This window comes from Cellulosimicrobium sp. RS (assembly GCF_046159675.1).
In the GTDB taxonomy this organism is placed as follows: domain Bacteria; phylum Actinomycetota; class Actinomycetes; order Actinomycetales; family Cellulomonadaceae; genus Cellulosimicrobium; species Cellulosimicrobium funkei.
Genome location: NZ_JBJXVU010000002.1, coordinates 268,344 through 282,105 on the forward strand (window position 1 = coordinate 268,344; position 13,762 = coordinate 282,105).

Annotated in this window: 12 protein-coding genes; 6 read left to right on the top strand and 6 right to left on the bottom strand. The window is 76.7% G+C overall.

Translation table 11 applies throughout. The features are described from left to right. Window positions 1-265 precede the first annotated feature (265 nt). The 5 genes from nirB (at window position 266) to ACI769_RS04405 (ending at window position 6,732) form a co-directional block, all read left to right on the top strand. Window positions 266-2,929: a nitrite reductase large subunit NirB gene (nirB, locus tag ACI769_RS04385; protein WP_409141299.1), complete on the top strand. Its 2,664-nt coding sequence runs from the start codon at window positions 266-268 to the stop codon at window positions 2,927-2,929. After that, on the top strand, window positions 2,926-3,366 hold the full coding sequence (gene nirD / locus ACI769_RS04390; RefSeq protein ID WP_082774289.1) for a nitrite reductase small subunit NirD: 441 nt from the start codon (window positions 2,926-2,928) through the stop codon (window positions 3,364-3,366). The genes nirB and nirD overlap by 4 nt, the downstream gene beginning before the upstream one ends. Beyond that, complete coding sequence (gene cobA, locus ACI769_RS04395) at window positions 3,363-4,724, top strand: uroporphyrinogen-III C-methyltransferase (RefSeq protein ID WP_085386752.1); 1,362 nt, start codon at window positions 3,363-3,365, stop codon at window positions 4,722-4,724. The genes nirD and cobA overlap by 4 nt, the downstream gene beginning before the upstream one ends. A 125-nt stretch (window positions 4,725-4,849) precedes the next feature. After that, window positions 4,850-5,941, top strand: a complete 1,092-nt coding sequence (locus ACI769_RS04400) for a uroporphyrinogen-III synthase (protein WP_034653096.1) — start codon at window positions 4,850-4,852, stop codon at window positions 5,939-5,941. Next, complete coding sequence (locus ACI769_RS04405) at window positions 5,938-6,732, top strand: sirohydrochlorin chelatase (RefSeq protein WP_085386751.1); 795 nt, start codon at window positions 5,938-5,940, stop codon at window positions 6,730-6,732. Before ACI769_RS04400 ends, ACI769_RS04405 begins: the two co-directional genes overlap by 4 nt. Here the strand turns inward: ACI769_RS04405 and ACI769_RS04410 are convergent. After that, window positions 6,722-8,251 carry an MFS transporter gene (locus ACI769_RS04410; RefSeq protein WP_085386750.1) on the bottom strand — a complete coding sequence of 510 codons (1,530 nt, stop codon included), beginning with the start codon at window positions 8,249-8,251 and terminating at the stop codon, window positions 6,722-6,724. The two genes, ACI769_RS04405 and ACI769_RS04410, sit on opposite strands and share 11 nt — an antisense overlap. Continuing rightward, the gene (locus ACI769_RS04415; protein WP_085386749.1) at window positions 8,248-9,276 is read right to left on the bottom strand and encodes an alcohol dehydrogenase catalytic domain-containing protein; all 1,029 of its coding nucleotides are present in this window, start codon (window positions 9,274-9,276) and stop codon (window positions 8,248-8,250) included. The genes ACI769_RS04410 and ACI769_RS04415 overlap by 4 nt, the downstream gene beginning before the upstream one ends. 173 nt (window positions 9,277-9,449) lie before the next feature. Between ACI769_RS04415 and soxR the strand changes: the two genes are divergently transcribed. Continuing rightward, window positions 9,450-9,920, top strand: coding sequence for a redox-sensitive transcriptional activator SoxR (soxR, locus tag ACI769_RS04420; RefSeq protein WP_043659223.1), 471 nt, complete (start codon window positions 9,450-9,452; stop codon window positions 9,918-9,920). Between the two features lie 76 nt (window positions 9,921-9,996). On the opposite strand, the gene ACI769_RS04425 is transcribed toward soxR, so the two are convergent. The 4 genes from ACI769_RS04425 to ACI769_RS04440 all read right to left on the bottom strand — a co-directional run bounded on the left by ACI769_RS04425 (window position 9,997) and on the right by ACI769_RS04440 (window position 13,762). After that, the gene (locus ACI769_RS04425; protein WP_085386748.1) at window positions 9,997-10,719 is read right to left on the bottom strand and encodes a GNAT family N-acetyltransferase; all 723 of its coding nucleotides are present in this window, start codon (window positions 10,717-10,719) and stop codon (window positions 9,997-9,999) included. A gap of 110 nt (window positions 10,720-10,829) precedes the next feature. After that, the gene (locus tag ACI769_RS04430) at window positions 10,830-11,465 is read right to left on the bottom strand and encodes a nitroreductase family protein (RefSeq protein WP_085386747.1); all 636 of its coding nucleotides are present in this window, start codon (window positions 11,463-11,465) and stop codon (window positions 10,830-10,832) included. A 168-nt stretch (window positions 11,466-11,633) separates the two neighbouring features. Beyond that, a complete protein-coding gene (locus tag ACI769_RS04435) occupies window positions 11,634-12,680 on the bottom strand; it encodes a hypothetical protein (protein WP_137279870.1) in 1,047 nt (348 codons plus the stop codon). Further along, window positions 12,677-13,762, bottom strand: a complete 1,086-nt coding sequence (locus tag ACI769_RS04440; RefSeq protein WP_085386745.1) for a VWA domain-containing protein — start codon at window positions 13,760-13,762, stop codon at window positions 12,677-12,679. Before ACI769_RS04440 ends, ACI769_RS04435 begins: the two co-directional genes overlap by 4 nt.

Sequence of the window (13,762 nt, forward strand, 5' to 3'; positions counted from 1 at the left end):
CTCCGCCGACCTCACACGGCGGCGTCCGGCCGGGTGAGAACACCGTTACGGACGGGCAACGGGCGGGGCACGGTCGCGAAACCGCCCGTCCGTAGCGTCGTCAGCACCATCCCCGGGGGCCTCTCCTCGCTCTCGTCGGACCCCGCGGACGGTGACCGATCCGCCCCGACGCCCCCAGGAGCCCGCCGTGACCGGACCTGAGACCGATCCCGCCCCCGCCCCGGCCCCCGGTGCGCCCCGGCACCTCGTCGTCGTCGGCGGCGGCATGGTGGCGCAGCGGCTCGTCGAGGCGTTGCGCGCGCGCGACGCCGACGGCACGTGGCGCGTCTCGCTCTTCGCCGAGGAGCCGCGCAAGCCGTACGACCGCGTCGCCCTGACGAGCTACTTCTCGGCGCGCGACGCCGAGGAGCTCACGCTCGGCGACCCTGCCCTGTGGGACGACCCGCTGGTCACGCTGCACCGTGACTGCGCGGTGACGTCGATCGACCGCGAGGCGCAGACCGTCACCGACCGGCTCGGGCGCGTGCACGCCTACGACGAGCTCGTCCTCGCGACCGGTTCGAACGCCGCGCGCCCCCCGATCCCCGGCAACGAGCTGCCCGGCGTGTTCGTCTACCGCACGATCGACGACGTCGCGGCGCTGCGCGGCTGGGTCGATGAGAAGCGGCGCAACGCCACGACCGAGGGTGGCTGGGAACGCCCGGTGCGCGGCGCCGTCATCGGCGGCGGACTCCTGGGCCTCGAGGCCGCGGGCGCGCTCAAGGCCCTCGGCGCGCAGGCCACGGTCGTCCAGTTCGGCACGCACCTCATGGACGCGCAGATCGACCTGGGCGGCGGCGAGGCCCTCAAGCGCCTCATCAACGGCATGGGCATCGCGGTCCGGTGCGACACCGGGACCAAGGAGCTGAGGGTCTCCCGCAAGACCGGACACGTGGGCCGGCTCGACTTCGCCGACGGCGGCCGGCTCGACGTCGACGTCGTGGTCCTCGCGACGGGCGTGCGGCCGCGCGACGAGCTCGCGCGCGCGGCGGGGCTCGCGGTCGGGGAGCGCGGTGGCGCCGTCGTGGACCTCGCGTGCCGCACCGAGGACGAGCACGTGTGGGCGGTCGGCGAGGTCGCGTGCCTCGAGGGCCGGTGCCTCGGCCTGGTCGCGCCGGGCTACGCGATGGCGGAGGTCGTCGTGGACCGCCTGCTCGGCGGCGAGGCGACGTTCCCCGGCGCGGACACGGCGACCAAGCTCAAGCTCCAGGGGGTCGACGTCGCGAGCTTCGGCGACGCGCACGGCCGCACCGAGGGCGCGATGGAGCTCGTGTGGGCCGACCCGGTCGCGGGCGTCTACAAGAAGCTCGTCCTGTCCGACGACGCGCGCACGCTCCTGGGCGGCGTGTTCGTGGGCGACGCCGCGCCGTACGCGTCGCTGCGGCCGATGCTGGGCACGGAGCTCCCCGGCGACCCGGGGCTGTTCCTGCTCCCCGAGGGGTCCGGCGGCGGGGCGCCGGCCCTCGAGCTCCCCGACGACGCCACGGTCTGCTCGTGCAACAACGTCGGCGCGGGCACGATCCGGGGTGCGGTCACCGAGCACGGGTGCACCGACCTCGCGGGCGTCAAGGCGTGCACGCGCGCGGGGACGAGCTGCGGGTCGTGCCTGCCGCTCGTCAAGAAGCTCACGACGACCGAGCTCGCCCGGGCCGGCGTCGAGGTCTCGAACGCCCTGTGCGAGCACTTCGACCTCTCGCGCGCGCAGCTCTTCGACGCCGTGCGCGTCGCGGACCTGCACACGTTCAGCGAGATCGTCGCGCGGTTCGGCCGGGGTGTCACTGCGCCGGTGGACGAGAGCGCAGCCACGCAGGGTGCCGTGCTGGTGCGCGACGCCGGGCGCGGCTGCGACATCTGCAAGCCCACGATCGCGTCGATCCTCGCGTCGCTCGGCAACGGTCACGTCCTCGACGGCGAGCAGGCGACGCTGCAGGACACGAACGACCACGTCCTGGCGAACATGCAGAAGGACGGCACGTACTCCGTGGTCCCGCGCATCCCCGGGGGCGAGATCACGCCCGACGGGCTGCTCGTCATCGGGCAGGTCGCCAAGGACTTCGGGCTCTACACGAAGATCACGGGCGGCCAGCGCATCGACATGTTCGGGGCGCGCATCGAGCAGCTCCCGCACATCTGGCGCCGGCTCGTGGAGCACGGGTTCGAGTCCGGCCACGCGTACGGCAAGTCGCTGCGCACGGTGAAGTCGTGCGTCGGGTCCACGTGGTGCCGGTTCGGCGTGCAGGACTCGGTGGGCATGGCCGTCGAGCTCGAGCTCCGGTACCGCGGCCTGCGCTCGCCGCACAAGATCAAGCTCGGCGTCTCGGGGTGCGCGCGCGAGTGCGCCGAGGCGCGCGGCAAGGACGTCGGCGTCATCGCGACGGACAAGGGCTGGAACGTGTACGTCGGCGGCAACGGCGGGTTCACGCCCCGGCACGCGCAGCTCCTCGCCGAGGACCTGGACGACGAGGCGCTCGTGCGCACCATCGACCGCTTCCTCATGTACTACGTCCGGACGGCCGACCGCCTGCAGCGCACGGCCGCGTGGGTCGAGGACCACGAAGGCGGTCTCGACGCGATCCGCGAGGTGGTCGTCGAGGACTCGCTCGGCATCGGTGCCGACCTCGACGCCGCGATGGCCCGCCACGTCGGCGACTACGAGGACGAGTGGCGCGCCGTCCTCGAGGACCCGGAGAAGCTGCGCCGCTTCGGCTCGTTCGTCAACGCGCCCGCCGAGCCCGACCCCGACCTCGCGTACGTCACCGAGCGCGGCCAGATCCGGCCCGCCAGGGCGGACGAGCGGGCCGCCCTCGAGGAGGCCCGCGCCTCGGGTCTCGCCACCGTCCCCGCCGGCCCCGTGGTGATCGCCGGCACGACCCTGGAGGTCCGTCGATGAGCGTCGTGCCAGCAGAGCAGGCCGCGTACCCCGTAGAGACGCCGACGTCGGACGCGGCGGGGTGGGAGCGCGTGTGCCTCCTGCGCGACCTCTTGGTCGAACGCGGCGCCGCCGCCCTCGTCGGCGGGGTGCAGGTCGCGCTGTTCCGCCTCCCCGACGACACGGTCCGCGTCGTGCAGCAGCGCGACCCGTTCTCCGGTGCGAACGTCCTGTCGCGCGGCATCGTCGGCACGCGCGGGGGCGTGCCGACGGTCGCCGGCCCCATGTACAAGCAGGTCTTCGACCTCACGACCGGCCGGTGCCTCGAGGCCGCCGGGTACGTGCCCGTCCAAGGCCTCGCGCCGGACCTGGCGACGTGGCCCGCCGAGGTGCGCGACGGCGTCGTGCACGTGGGCCTGCGCCCCCACGCCGCCGGGCCCGCGGACGGTGCGTCGTGACGACGCTCCTCGGGATCGACCTCGCCGGGCGCACGGTGCTCGTCGCGGGCGGCGGCCCCGTCGCGGCCCGTCGCGCGCGGGCGATGGCCGACGACGGCGCGCACGTCCGCGTCGTCGCGCCCCAGGTCTGCGAGGACCTGCGCGACCTCGTCGCGGCCTCGCTGCGCGCCCCGCTCCTCGCACCGTCACCCGTCGGGCTGCGGGCCGACGGCGGGACCGCGCCGGGCGGCCGCGTCACCTGGGCGCCGCGCGAGGTCCGTGAGTCCGACGTCGAGGACGCGTGGCTCGTGCTCGCGGCGACGGACGACTCGGGGACCGACCGCGACGTCGCCGCGTGGGCGGCGGCGCGCCGCACCTGGTGCGTCCACGCCGGGGCCGCGCACGAGGGCACCGCCCGCACGCCGGCGACGACCCGCAGCGGCGACGTGCTCGTCGGGGTCGTCACGGACGTCCCCGCGGCCGGCGTTCCGGCGGACGGGTGCGCTCGGGAGCGACGAGAGGCCGACAGCCCGGGGGAGCGACGAGGCGCCGACCCGCGGCGGGCGCGCGCGGTGCGCGACGCGATCGCCGAGCACCTGCGCTCCGGCGGCGCCGACCAGCGCCACCACCGTCCGGCGCCGGGAGGCCTGGGGCGCGTGACGCTCGTCGGGGGAGGGCCCGGCGCGGTCGACCTGCTCACGGTCCGGGGTCGCCGGGCGCTCGCGGAGGCGGACGTCGTCGTCGCGGACCGGCTCGGACCGGTCGACGTGCTCGACGAGCTCGCGCCCGGCGTCGAGGTGATCGACGTCGGCAAGACGCCCGGCCACCACCCCGTGCCGCAGCACGAGATCAACGCCCTCCTCGTGGAGCACGCGCAGCGCGGCCGGCGCGTCGTGCGGCTCAAGGGCGGCGACCCGTTCGTCTACGGGCGCGGCGGCGAAGAGGTGCTCGCGTGCCGCGCGGCGGGTGTGCCGGTCGACGTCGTGCCGGGCGTCTCGAGCGCGCTCAGCGTCCCCGCGCTCGCGGGCATCCCGCTCACGCACCGGGGCACGGTCGCCGCGTTCCACGTGGTCAGCGGCCACGACGGGCTCGACGCCGCCGCGCTCGCGGGGGTCCGCGACCGCACGGCTACGCTGGTGGTCCTCATGGGTGTCTCGCAGCTCGCACGCATCACGGCCCAGGCGCTCGGCGCCGGGGCCGACCCTGCGCTGCCCGTCGCGATCGTGGAGAACGGGTCGACGCCGCGCCAGCGCGTCACGCGGGCCCCGCTCGGCGAGATCGTGGAGCGCGCCGCCCAGTCTGGGGTCCGACCCCCGGCGATCATCGTGGTGGGGGACGTCGCCGCCGCGGGACGGCTCGACCCGGCGACGGTCGCGTGACCGGCACCGGCGGCACCGAGGTCGACCCGCCCGTCGCGACGTCGACCCGCGGAGGGTCGATCTCGGACGCTCGGGTCGATCTCGCGTCCGGCCCCGACGCCGATCGCCCCACCCTCGGCCAGGTCATGGCCGGCTGCACCGTGCTCGTCACGGCCGACCGCCGCAAGAGCGAGCTCGCCGCCGCCCTCCAGCGCCGGGGCGCCGAGGTCCGCCACGCGCCCGCGCTGAGCATGATCCCGCACGCCGACGACGAGCAGCTCCTCGCGGGGACGCGCGACCTCGTCGAGCGACCGCCGGACGTCGTCGTCGTGACGACCGGGATCGGCTTCCGGTCCTGGGTCGAGGCCGCCGACGCGCACGGCCTCGCCGACCGCCTGCTCGAGGTGCTGGCCGACGCGCGGATCGTCGCGCGCGGGCCCAAGGCGCGCGGCGCGATCCAGGCCGCAGGCCTCACCGCCGACTGGGTCGCCGAGTCCGAGACGTCGGCGGAGATCGCCGACGTGCTGCTCGGCGAGGGCGTCGCCGGGCTGCGCATCGCCGTGCAGCACCACGGCGCCGGTGCCGACGGGCTCGACGTCGTGTTCGCGGAGGCCGGCGCCGAGGTCGCGAGCCTCGTCGTCTACCGGTGGGGACCGCCGCCCGACCCGGAAGCGTTGCGCGCGTCCGTCGAGGCCGCGGCCGTCGGGGAGATCGACGCGGTCGTCTTCACCTCCGCGCCCGGCGCCGAGGCGTGGCTGAGCGCCGCCGAGGAGCACGGCGTCGGGCGGCTCGTCGTGTCGAGGTTCCAGGACGGTTCGATGGTCGCGGCCGCCGTCGGGCCCGTCACCGCGCGACCGCTCGAGCACCGCGGCGTCACGCCGCTGCAGCCCGAGCGCGGACGGCTCGGCGCGCTCGTGCGGACGCTCGTCGCGCACTACGAGCAGGCCGAGACCGTCGCCCTCGCGACCGTCGCCGGGACGCTGCAGATCCGCTCGCGCGTCGCCGTCCTCGACGGCGAGGTGCTGCCCCTGTCGCCCAGCAGCCTTGAGGTGCTGCGCCTCCTCGCCGCGCGCCGCGGCGAGGTCGTCACCCGCGACGACGTGCTCGACGTCCTGCCCGGCGACTCGCGCGACCCCCACGCGGCCGAGGTCGCGGTCGCGCGCCTGCGCGAGGCCACCGGTCGCCGGGACCTGGTCAGGACCGTCGTCAAGCGCGGATACCGATTGGAGCTCGCATGAGCGCGGACAGCCCCACCTCCCTCGACGCCGTCGCCGGCGCCACGGCCGGGCGGCGTGCCGCCGCGCCGGTGCTCGTCGGCTGCTCCCACGGCACGAACGACCTCGCGGGGCGTGCGGTGATCCGCGCCCTCCTGGACGACGTGCGCGCTGCCCGTCCTGACCTCGACGTCCGGGAGGCGTTCGTCGACGTGCAGCAGCCCGAGGTGGCGGACGTCGTGGCGGCGGTCGTCGCGCCGTCCGACGGCGGGGCCCCGGGCGCCGCGGTGGTGGTCCCGCTCCTGCTCTCCGCCGGGTTCCACGTGAGCGTGGACGTCGCCGCGGCCGTCGAGGACCGCGGCCCCGGCACCGGGGCGGCCGCCGCGTCGGGGCCGCTCGGCCCCGACCCGCGCCTCGTGGACCTGCTCGCCGAGCGGCTCGCGGAGGCCGGCCTGCGCGACGGCGACGCCGTCGTGATCGCCGCCGCCGGGTCGAGCCGCCCGGGCGCCGCGCGCGACGTCGCGGAGCTCGCCGCGGGGCTGCGCGAGCGCGTCCCCGGCCCGGTCTCCGTCGGCTACGGCGCCATGGCGACGCCCACGGTGCCCGACGCCGTCGCCGCCGCCCGCGCGGGCCTCGCCCCGGGCGGGCGCGTCGTCGTCGCGGCCTACCTCCTCGCGCCCGGCTTCTTCTACGACCGGGTGCTGGAGGCGGGCGCCGACGTCGTGACCGGCCCGCTCGCGCCCGACCCGCGGCTCACCGCGATCGTGCTCGACCGCTATGGGGACGCCGCGGCCGGGCTGCGCCCTACGCCCTGAGGACCGGGCGGGTGCGGGGCGCGAGGAGGGCGACGCCCGCCGCGAGCAGCACCGTGACGCCGAAGCACACGACGTACGACGCCAGGCCGAGCGTGGGGTGCAGGGCCCACAGGAGCGACCCCGTGACGGCGAGCGCGGTCGCCGCGGCGACGGCGTCGGACACCTGGAGCGCGGACGAGTTCGCGCCCTGCTCGGCGACGGGCGAGAGCTCGAGCGTGAGCACGGAGAGCGTCGGGTGCGTCATGCCCATGCCGAGCCCCGCGAGGGTCCACGCGACCATCCCGACGACGGGCGGCACCGCCGTCCACGCGAGCAGCGCGGCGCCACCGATCCCGAGCGCGACGAGCGTCCCGCCGAGTCGCACGTAGCCCGCGTGCTGGAGGCCCCACGTCGCCCGGCCGCGGAGCCACGACCCCGTCGACCAGCCGACGGCGCCGAACGTGAGCACGGCGCCCGCGAGCGACGGCGAGAGGCCGCGCTCGTGCGACAGCAGGAGCGGGAGCAGCACCTCGGCGCCGGTGAACGCGGCCGCGACGAGGCCGCGGATCGCGATGACGCTCGGCAGGCCGCGGGCCGCGCGGGTCGTGCCGCGGGGGAGCAGGCGCGGGACGGCGAGCGCGACGGCGGCGAGCGAGGCGACGAGCAGGGCCGCGAGCCCGACCCCGCGCAGCTGGCCCGCGTAGTTGAGCGCCCCGATCCCGACGGCGGCGACGACCGCCCAGGTGAGCGACGCCTGGCGCGCGGTCCGGTCGAGCGGCGGCTCGGCGTCGTCGGGCCGGTCCCCCGACAGCGGGGCGGACGCCGGGGCGGGCTCGGGGGCCGAGCCGCGGGCCGCGCGCATGCCCGGGCGCATGAGGAACAGCGCGGGCACCGCGAGGACCGGGACGGCGAGGAACACCCAGCGCCACCCGACGTGCTCGACCACGAGCCCGGCGATGGCGGGCCCGACGATCGACGGGATCACCCAGGCCGCCGCGAACGCGGCGAAGACCTTCGGACGCCGGTCGGTGGGGAAGACGCGCGCGACGAGCACGTACAGCGCGACGATGTACAGGCCCGTCCCGACGCCCTGGAGCACGCGGCCCGCGACGAGCACGAGCATGTCCTGCGCGAGCCCGGCGACGAGCAGCCCGGCGAGAAAGAGGCCGATGCCGGTCCACAGCGGGGTGGTCGGGCCGGCGCGGTCGCTCCAGCGGCCGGACGCCACCATGCCGACGACGCTCGACGCGAGCGACGCGGCGAACGCGAGCGTGTACAGCGTGAGGCCGTCGAGCTCGACGGCGACCGTCGGCATGGCGGTCGCGACGGCGAGCGCCTCGAACGCGCCGAGGAACACGAACGCGACCATGCCGAACAGCACCGTGCGCTGCGTCCCGGGCGAGAGCGTGCCCGCCTCGGTGGGGCTGGTCGCGGGGCCGGTCTCGGGCACGCCGACGCCTCCCGTGCCGGTCTCGCCCGCGCCGGGCGCGGGGGAGCCGTACGCCGGTGCGTCGGCGTCGGTGCGGGGGTCCGCCGTCATACGAGAACGACCTTTCCGGTGGTGGCGCGCGCTTCGAGCTCGCGGTGGGCGCGCGCGGCCTCCGCGAGGGGGATCTGGTGCGTGACGACCCGCCACGTCCCGTCCGCCGCGAGCGCGAGCGCGCGCTCCTGCAGCGCGGACAGGTCTCCCCAGGGTCGGGCCCGGGGTCCCACCGCCCACCGTACGTCCGGCGCGCCGCCGTCGGCCCCCGTTTTCCCGCCCGGGTGGTCGACGTCACCGGCCCGGTTCGGCGCCCCCGACGCCCAGCCGTAGAGCACGAGGCGGCCGGTCGGCGCGACGAGGCTCGCGGCGTCGGTGCCCGCGTCGCCGCCGACGCCGTCGAGGAGCACGGTCGCGCCCTCCGGGGCGTGCTGCCCGACGGCGGTCGCCGCCTCGTCGAGCCAGCCGTCGGCCCGGTAGTCGACGGCGACGAGGCGGTCCTCCTGCGCCTCCCCGGCGAGCGACCGCACGAGGGCGATCTTCTCCGGGCTGCCGGCGAGCGCGACGACGCGCGCTCCCACCGCGAGCGCGCTCTGCACGAGCAGCGTGCCGAGCCCGCCGGCCGCGGCGGTGACGACGACGGTGTCCGTCGCGGCGAGCTCCGCGAGGTCGAGGATGCCGACGGCGGTCCGACCGGTGCCGATCATGGCCAGCGCGTCGGGCGCGGTGACGTGGTCGGGGATGCGGTGCAGCGCCTCGACGGGCACGACGGCCAGGCGGGCGTACCCGCCGCCGTCGGGCGTGGCGCCGAGGTGGGCCGTGACGCGTCGCCCGCGCCACGCGGCGTCGACGCCCGGCCCGACGACGTCCACCACCCCGGCGACCTCGCGCCCGGGGACCGTGGGCAGGGCGGGCAGCGGGAGCGGTCCCGCGACCTCGCCGCGGCGCAGCGTCGTGTCGAGCAGGTGGACGCCGTGCGCGCGCACGGCGACGCGTACCTGGCCGGGGCCGGGGACCGGGTCGGGGAGCTGGTCCAGCACGAGGTTCTCGGGTGGTCCGAACGCGTGCAGGCGGATGGCGTCCACGGGTGCTCCTCGGGGTCGGGATCGGGGTCGTGCCAGGGGTCGTGCGGCCTCGCGGCCGCGCCGCCCTGCTAGTCTCGAACCTCAACAATTGTTCAGGTCAAGTACCCGTGCCGACCGGCGGCCGGCCGTGCGCGCCGCGTCGCCGCTGCACCCGACCGCGTGGAGGAACCGCAGTGCCCGACGCCGCCCCGTCCCCGAGCGACGAGCTCACCGTCGGCCAGCTCGCGGCGCGCAGCGGCGTCGCCGTGTCCGCGCTGCACTTCTACGAGCGCGAGGGGCTCATCACGAGCCGTCGGACGCCCGGCAACCAGCGGCGCTTCACGCGCGAGACGCTGCGCCGCGTCGCGTTCGTGCGCGCGTCGCAGCGCGTCGGCATCCCGCTCGCCCGCATCCGCGCCGCACTCGCGACGCTCCCCGGCGACCGCACGCCCACGGCCAAGGACTGGCACCGGCTCTCGGCCGGGTGGCACGCCGACCTCGACGCGCGCATCGAGCAGCTCACGCGCCTGCGCGACCACCTCACGGACTGCATCGGCTGCGGGTGCCTCTCGCTGCGCCGGTGCGTCCTCGTCAACCCCGACGACGCGCTCGCCGACGAGGGCCCCGGCCCCCGCACGCTGCTCGTCGAGGGGATCGAGGACTGAGCCGCACCGCGCCGAGCGTCCGATCGGCCGCGGGGCCGCGTGGCAGGAGCGTGGGGCGGGCCCGGCGACGAGGCCGTCAGCCCGGCGCGCGCAGCGAGCCGAACGTCGGACGGTGGCGCAGGGCGAACCCGAGCCGCTCGTAGACGCCGATCGCGCCGACGTTCTGCGCCGCGGCGTGCAGGAACGCGCGGTCGCCCCGCTCCTGGACGTGGAACGCGACGTCGCGCACCAGGCGCGAGGCGAGGCCGCGCCCGCGGTGGTCGGGGTCGGTCGTCACGGCGCTGATCTCGGTCCACCCCGCGGGCCGCAGGCGCTCGCCCGCCATGGCGACGAGGCGGCCGTCGTCGTCGCGGAACCCGACGTACCGGCCGAGGAGGTAGGTCCGGGCCTCGAAAGGACCCGGTCGGCTGCGCTCGACGAGCGCGAGCATCTCCGGGACGTCGTCCGCGCCGAGCACGACCGCCTCCGGGTCGGGTCGGGTGACGAGGTGCTCGGTCTCGACGAGCTGGACGCCCTCGACGCGGGCCTCGACCGTCCAGCCGTGCGGCGGCTCGACCCCGACCGGCGGCGCCGAGAAGTGCCCGCCCGGGCCGACGAGCGCGGCGATCGCGTCCCACACGCCCGGGTCGGTCCACGAGCGCACGCCCGTGATCGGGGAGACGTCGGCCGGGTAGCGTCGCGCCAGGTCGCCGCCCTCGGCGAGGTGCGCGTGCGCGCCGGTGAGCGCGCTCCACGACGGGTTGTCCAGGGCCGGGTCGTCGACGCCGGTGGTGCCGGGCCCCGTGCTCGTCGCGGTCATGCTGCTCCTCCTCGCCCGGTCGCCCGGGTGCCGTGCCGTCGTCGCGGCCGTCCGGCCGTGCGTGTCCTCCGGGGCGAACGCGTCCGGACGGTGGCCTCTTCCCGGCGCGCTCAGCCGTGCCACCGGTCCCGGTGCACGACCTCCGCGAGCGGGCGCCGCCGCGGCTCGGACCAGCGGCCCCGGGTCGGGTACCCGAGGGGGAGCAGGCCCATCGTCAGCGCGTCGTCGGGCAGGCCGAGCAGCGCGGCGACGTCGCGCTCCCGGACGGTGTGGAAGGTCGTGAGCGTCGTCCCGATCCCGTAGGCCCGGGCCGCGAGGACGAGGTTCTGCACCGCGCCGTAGATCGAGGCCCCGAGCCGGGGGTCGGCCGAGCGCGCCGCGTCCCGCAGCACCGGCACGACCCACACCGGAGCCTCCTCCAGGTGCAGCGCCAGGTGCTCGACGGCGCGGAAGCCCGCCTCGCTCACGCCGGCGTCGCCGGTCGCGGCACCGAGGACGGCGTCCCGGCGGTCCCCGTACGCCGCTCGCCACCCCTCGCGGTACCAGGCGGCGATCTGCGCCTTCGTCGCGGGGTCCCGCACGACGACCCACCCCCACCGCTGCCGGTTGCCCCCGCTGGGCCCGCGGACCGCGGCGTCGAGGATCGCGTCGAGCACGCCGTCGGGCACCGGGTCGGGCGAGAGGTAGCGGCGCGACGGCGTCGAGTGGAGCGCGCGCAGGACGGGCAGGTCCTCGGGTGTGGTCACGGTCGCCGAGGGTACGGGCGAGCCGCCGGCGCGTCCTCGGGTCGTGCCCGTCGTCTCGCAGGCTGGGCACCCCTGCGACGCGTCCCGCTCCACCGGCCGACGAGGTGAGCAGGCGGACGTCGGAGCGGCCGGCGGACGACGGCGGATCGGCCGCGGCGCAGCCGGGGCTCACCAGTTCTTGGTGCCGCCCCCGGTGCTGTCGCCCGGGTCGCTGCCGGTGCCCGGCTGGTCCCCGTAGAGGTCGCGGTACTCCTGCTCGAGGCGCTCCTGCTCGTCGCGCGCCTCGGAGCCCTGCTGCTCGAGCTGCTCCTGGCGCTGCTGCTCCTCGCGCTCGGCCTGGCTCTGCTGGTCCTCGCCCTGCGCGCCGTCGCCGCCCGAGGCGTCCGACTGCTCGTCGCCCTCGGAGCCGTCGCCCTCGCCCTCCGAGGTGTCGCCACCGTCCTGGTTCTCGGGCTGCGAGTCCTGCGCCTCCTGCTGCTTGTCCTGGAGACGCTGCTGCGCGGCCGCGTCCTGCTCCTGCTGCTCGGGGGTCTGCTCGGACTCCCCGCAGTCGGGCCAGCCGCGGATCTGCTCGGCCGTCGCGTACTCCTGCTCGGCGTACTCGTACCAGTCCTGGACGTCCTGGCGCAGCTCCGCCGGGTCGGGCTCGGTGCCGTCCCCGTACGGGTCGAGCACCCCCTCGTCGTACGGCAGGCCCGCGTCGCGGGCGGCGATCGCCTCCTCGACGAGGGCGAGCTCCGCCGCCTTGCGGTCGGCGTAGGCCATGTCGCCGTCGCCCTGGATCTCGTACGTCAGCGACAGGTTGGTCTGGATCATGCACCGTTCCTCGGGAGACGAATTCTCCGCGAGGTCGTAGGCACGGTCGAGGGATCGGATCGCGTCGTACAGCGACCACGAGTCCTCGGTCCGCGCGAGCGCCGTCCCGTGGTTGTAGTGCGCCTTCCACGGCTCGACGAGGTTGAGCGTCCGCTGGAGGCCGTACGTGCTCGCCGCGCCCTCGGTGTCGCCGGCGTCGTAGCGGTCCTTCGCGAGCGAGGCGACCGGGGCGCGCAGGGCGAGCGTGAACCCCAGCACGAGGAGCACGAGCACGACGGGCAGGGTCCCGAGGAGCCACCACCGGCGCCGCCGCAGCCGCGCCGCACGCAGGGCGGCCGCGCCGGTGGGCCGGGGCGCGCGGGCGCCGGGCGGGGGTGCCGGGGGAGGGGTCCAGGTCATCGGCGCACCTCCGCCCGGTCGCGTGCCGTCGGGCGGACGAGCGAGCGGCTCGCCGAGCGCGCCCAGAACCACGCCTCGACGCCGAGCAGCGTCACGAGCGCGAGGGCGAACGGCCACACGACCGGCCGGTACGCCGTGACGTCGCGGCGTCCGTCCGCTGCCACCTGCTGCGGGTCGACGCCCGCGACGAGCGACGCCGTCTCCGACGGCTCCTGCCGGTGCACGTACGGCACGCCGAGCTGGTCGGCGAGCGCGGTGAGCGTCGCCTCGTCCAGCACGGACAGCGCCTCGACGGGCTCGCCGCCGTCGCTCGGCTTCGACCAGTCGACGAGGTACTCCGCGTCCTCGGGGTCCACGTCCGGGTCGTACTCCTTCATGCGGCCTCCCTCGGCGGTCCCGTAGCCCAGCACCGCTCCGCCGTCGACGAGCGGCGCGAGGTCGGCGAACGACCGCGGCTCGCCCTCGGCCGTCTGCTCGCCGTCGGTGAGGAAGAAGACGAGCCGCACGTTGGCCGGGTGCTGCTCCGCCGAGCCCTCGAGCGCCGACCGCAGCTCGTCGAGCGGCCGGTCCGTGAGGGACCCCTGCGAGTACCGCGTGATCTCGCGGTGGAACGTGTCGGCCCAGGACGTGATCGCGCGCGCGTCCGTCGTCAGCGGGAGCTGGCGCGACGCCTGCGAGTCGAACGAGATGATCGAGTACCGCGCCCCGGGGATCGCCTCCGTGAGGCTCGTGATGTCGTGCCGCACGCCGTCGAGGCGCTCCTGACCGCCCTCGGGCCCGTAGTCCTCGGCCGCCATCGACCCCGTGCGGTCGACGACGAAGAACATGTCGACGTTCGCGACCGACGTGTCGCGGTCCGTCGACGCGACCGACGGCGCGATCCCGATGATCCCGAGCAGCACGACCACCCCGGCGCGGCGCACCCAGGCCGCGCGCGGGGCGCCCGGGCGCGGGGCGCCGTCGGGCCCCGGGCGCCCGGCCACGACCGCCTGCCACCCGGCGAGGCCGAGCAGCGGCAGCACGAGCAGCGCCAGCGCCCACAGGGGCACGAGCGGCTGGAACGTGAGTCCGGCGAGGTTCAT

Bases quoted from the DNA above. Each gene is read 5' to 3' on its own strand.
- nirD (WP_082774289.1), top strand. From the start codon at position 2,926: ATGAGCGTCGTGCCAGCAGAGCAGGCCGCGTACCCCGTAGAGACGCCG.
- ACI769_RS04405 (WP_085386751.1), top strand. From the start codon at position 5,938: ATGAGCGCGGACAGCCCCACCTCCCTCGACGCCGTCGCCGGCGCCACG.
- ACI769_RS04410 (WP_085386750.1), bottom strand. From the start codon at position 8,251: ATGACGGCGGACCCCCGCACCGACGCCGACGCACCGGCGTACGGCTCC.
- ACI769_RS04425 (WP_085386748.1), bottom strand. From the start codon at position 10,719: ATGACCGCGACGAGCACGGGGCCCGGCACCACCGGCGTCGACGACCCG.
- ACI769_RS04435 (WP_137279870.1), bottom strand. From the start codon at position 12,680: ATGACCTGGACCCCTCCCCCGGCACCCCCGCCCGGCGCCCGCGCGCCC.
- nirB (WP_409141299.1), top strand. From the start codon at position 266: ATGGTGGCGCAGCGGCTCGTCGAGGCGTTGCGCGCGCGCGACGCCGAC.
- ACI769_RS04440 (WP_085386745.1), bottom strand. From the start codon at position 13,762: ATGAACCTCGCCGGACTCACGTTCCAGCCGCTCGTGCCCCTGTGGGCG.
- ACI769_RS04400 (WP_034653096.1), top strand. From the start codon at position 4,850: ATGGCCGGCTGCACCGTGCTCGTCACGGCCGACCGCCGCAAGAGCGAG.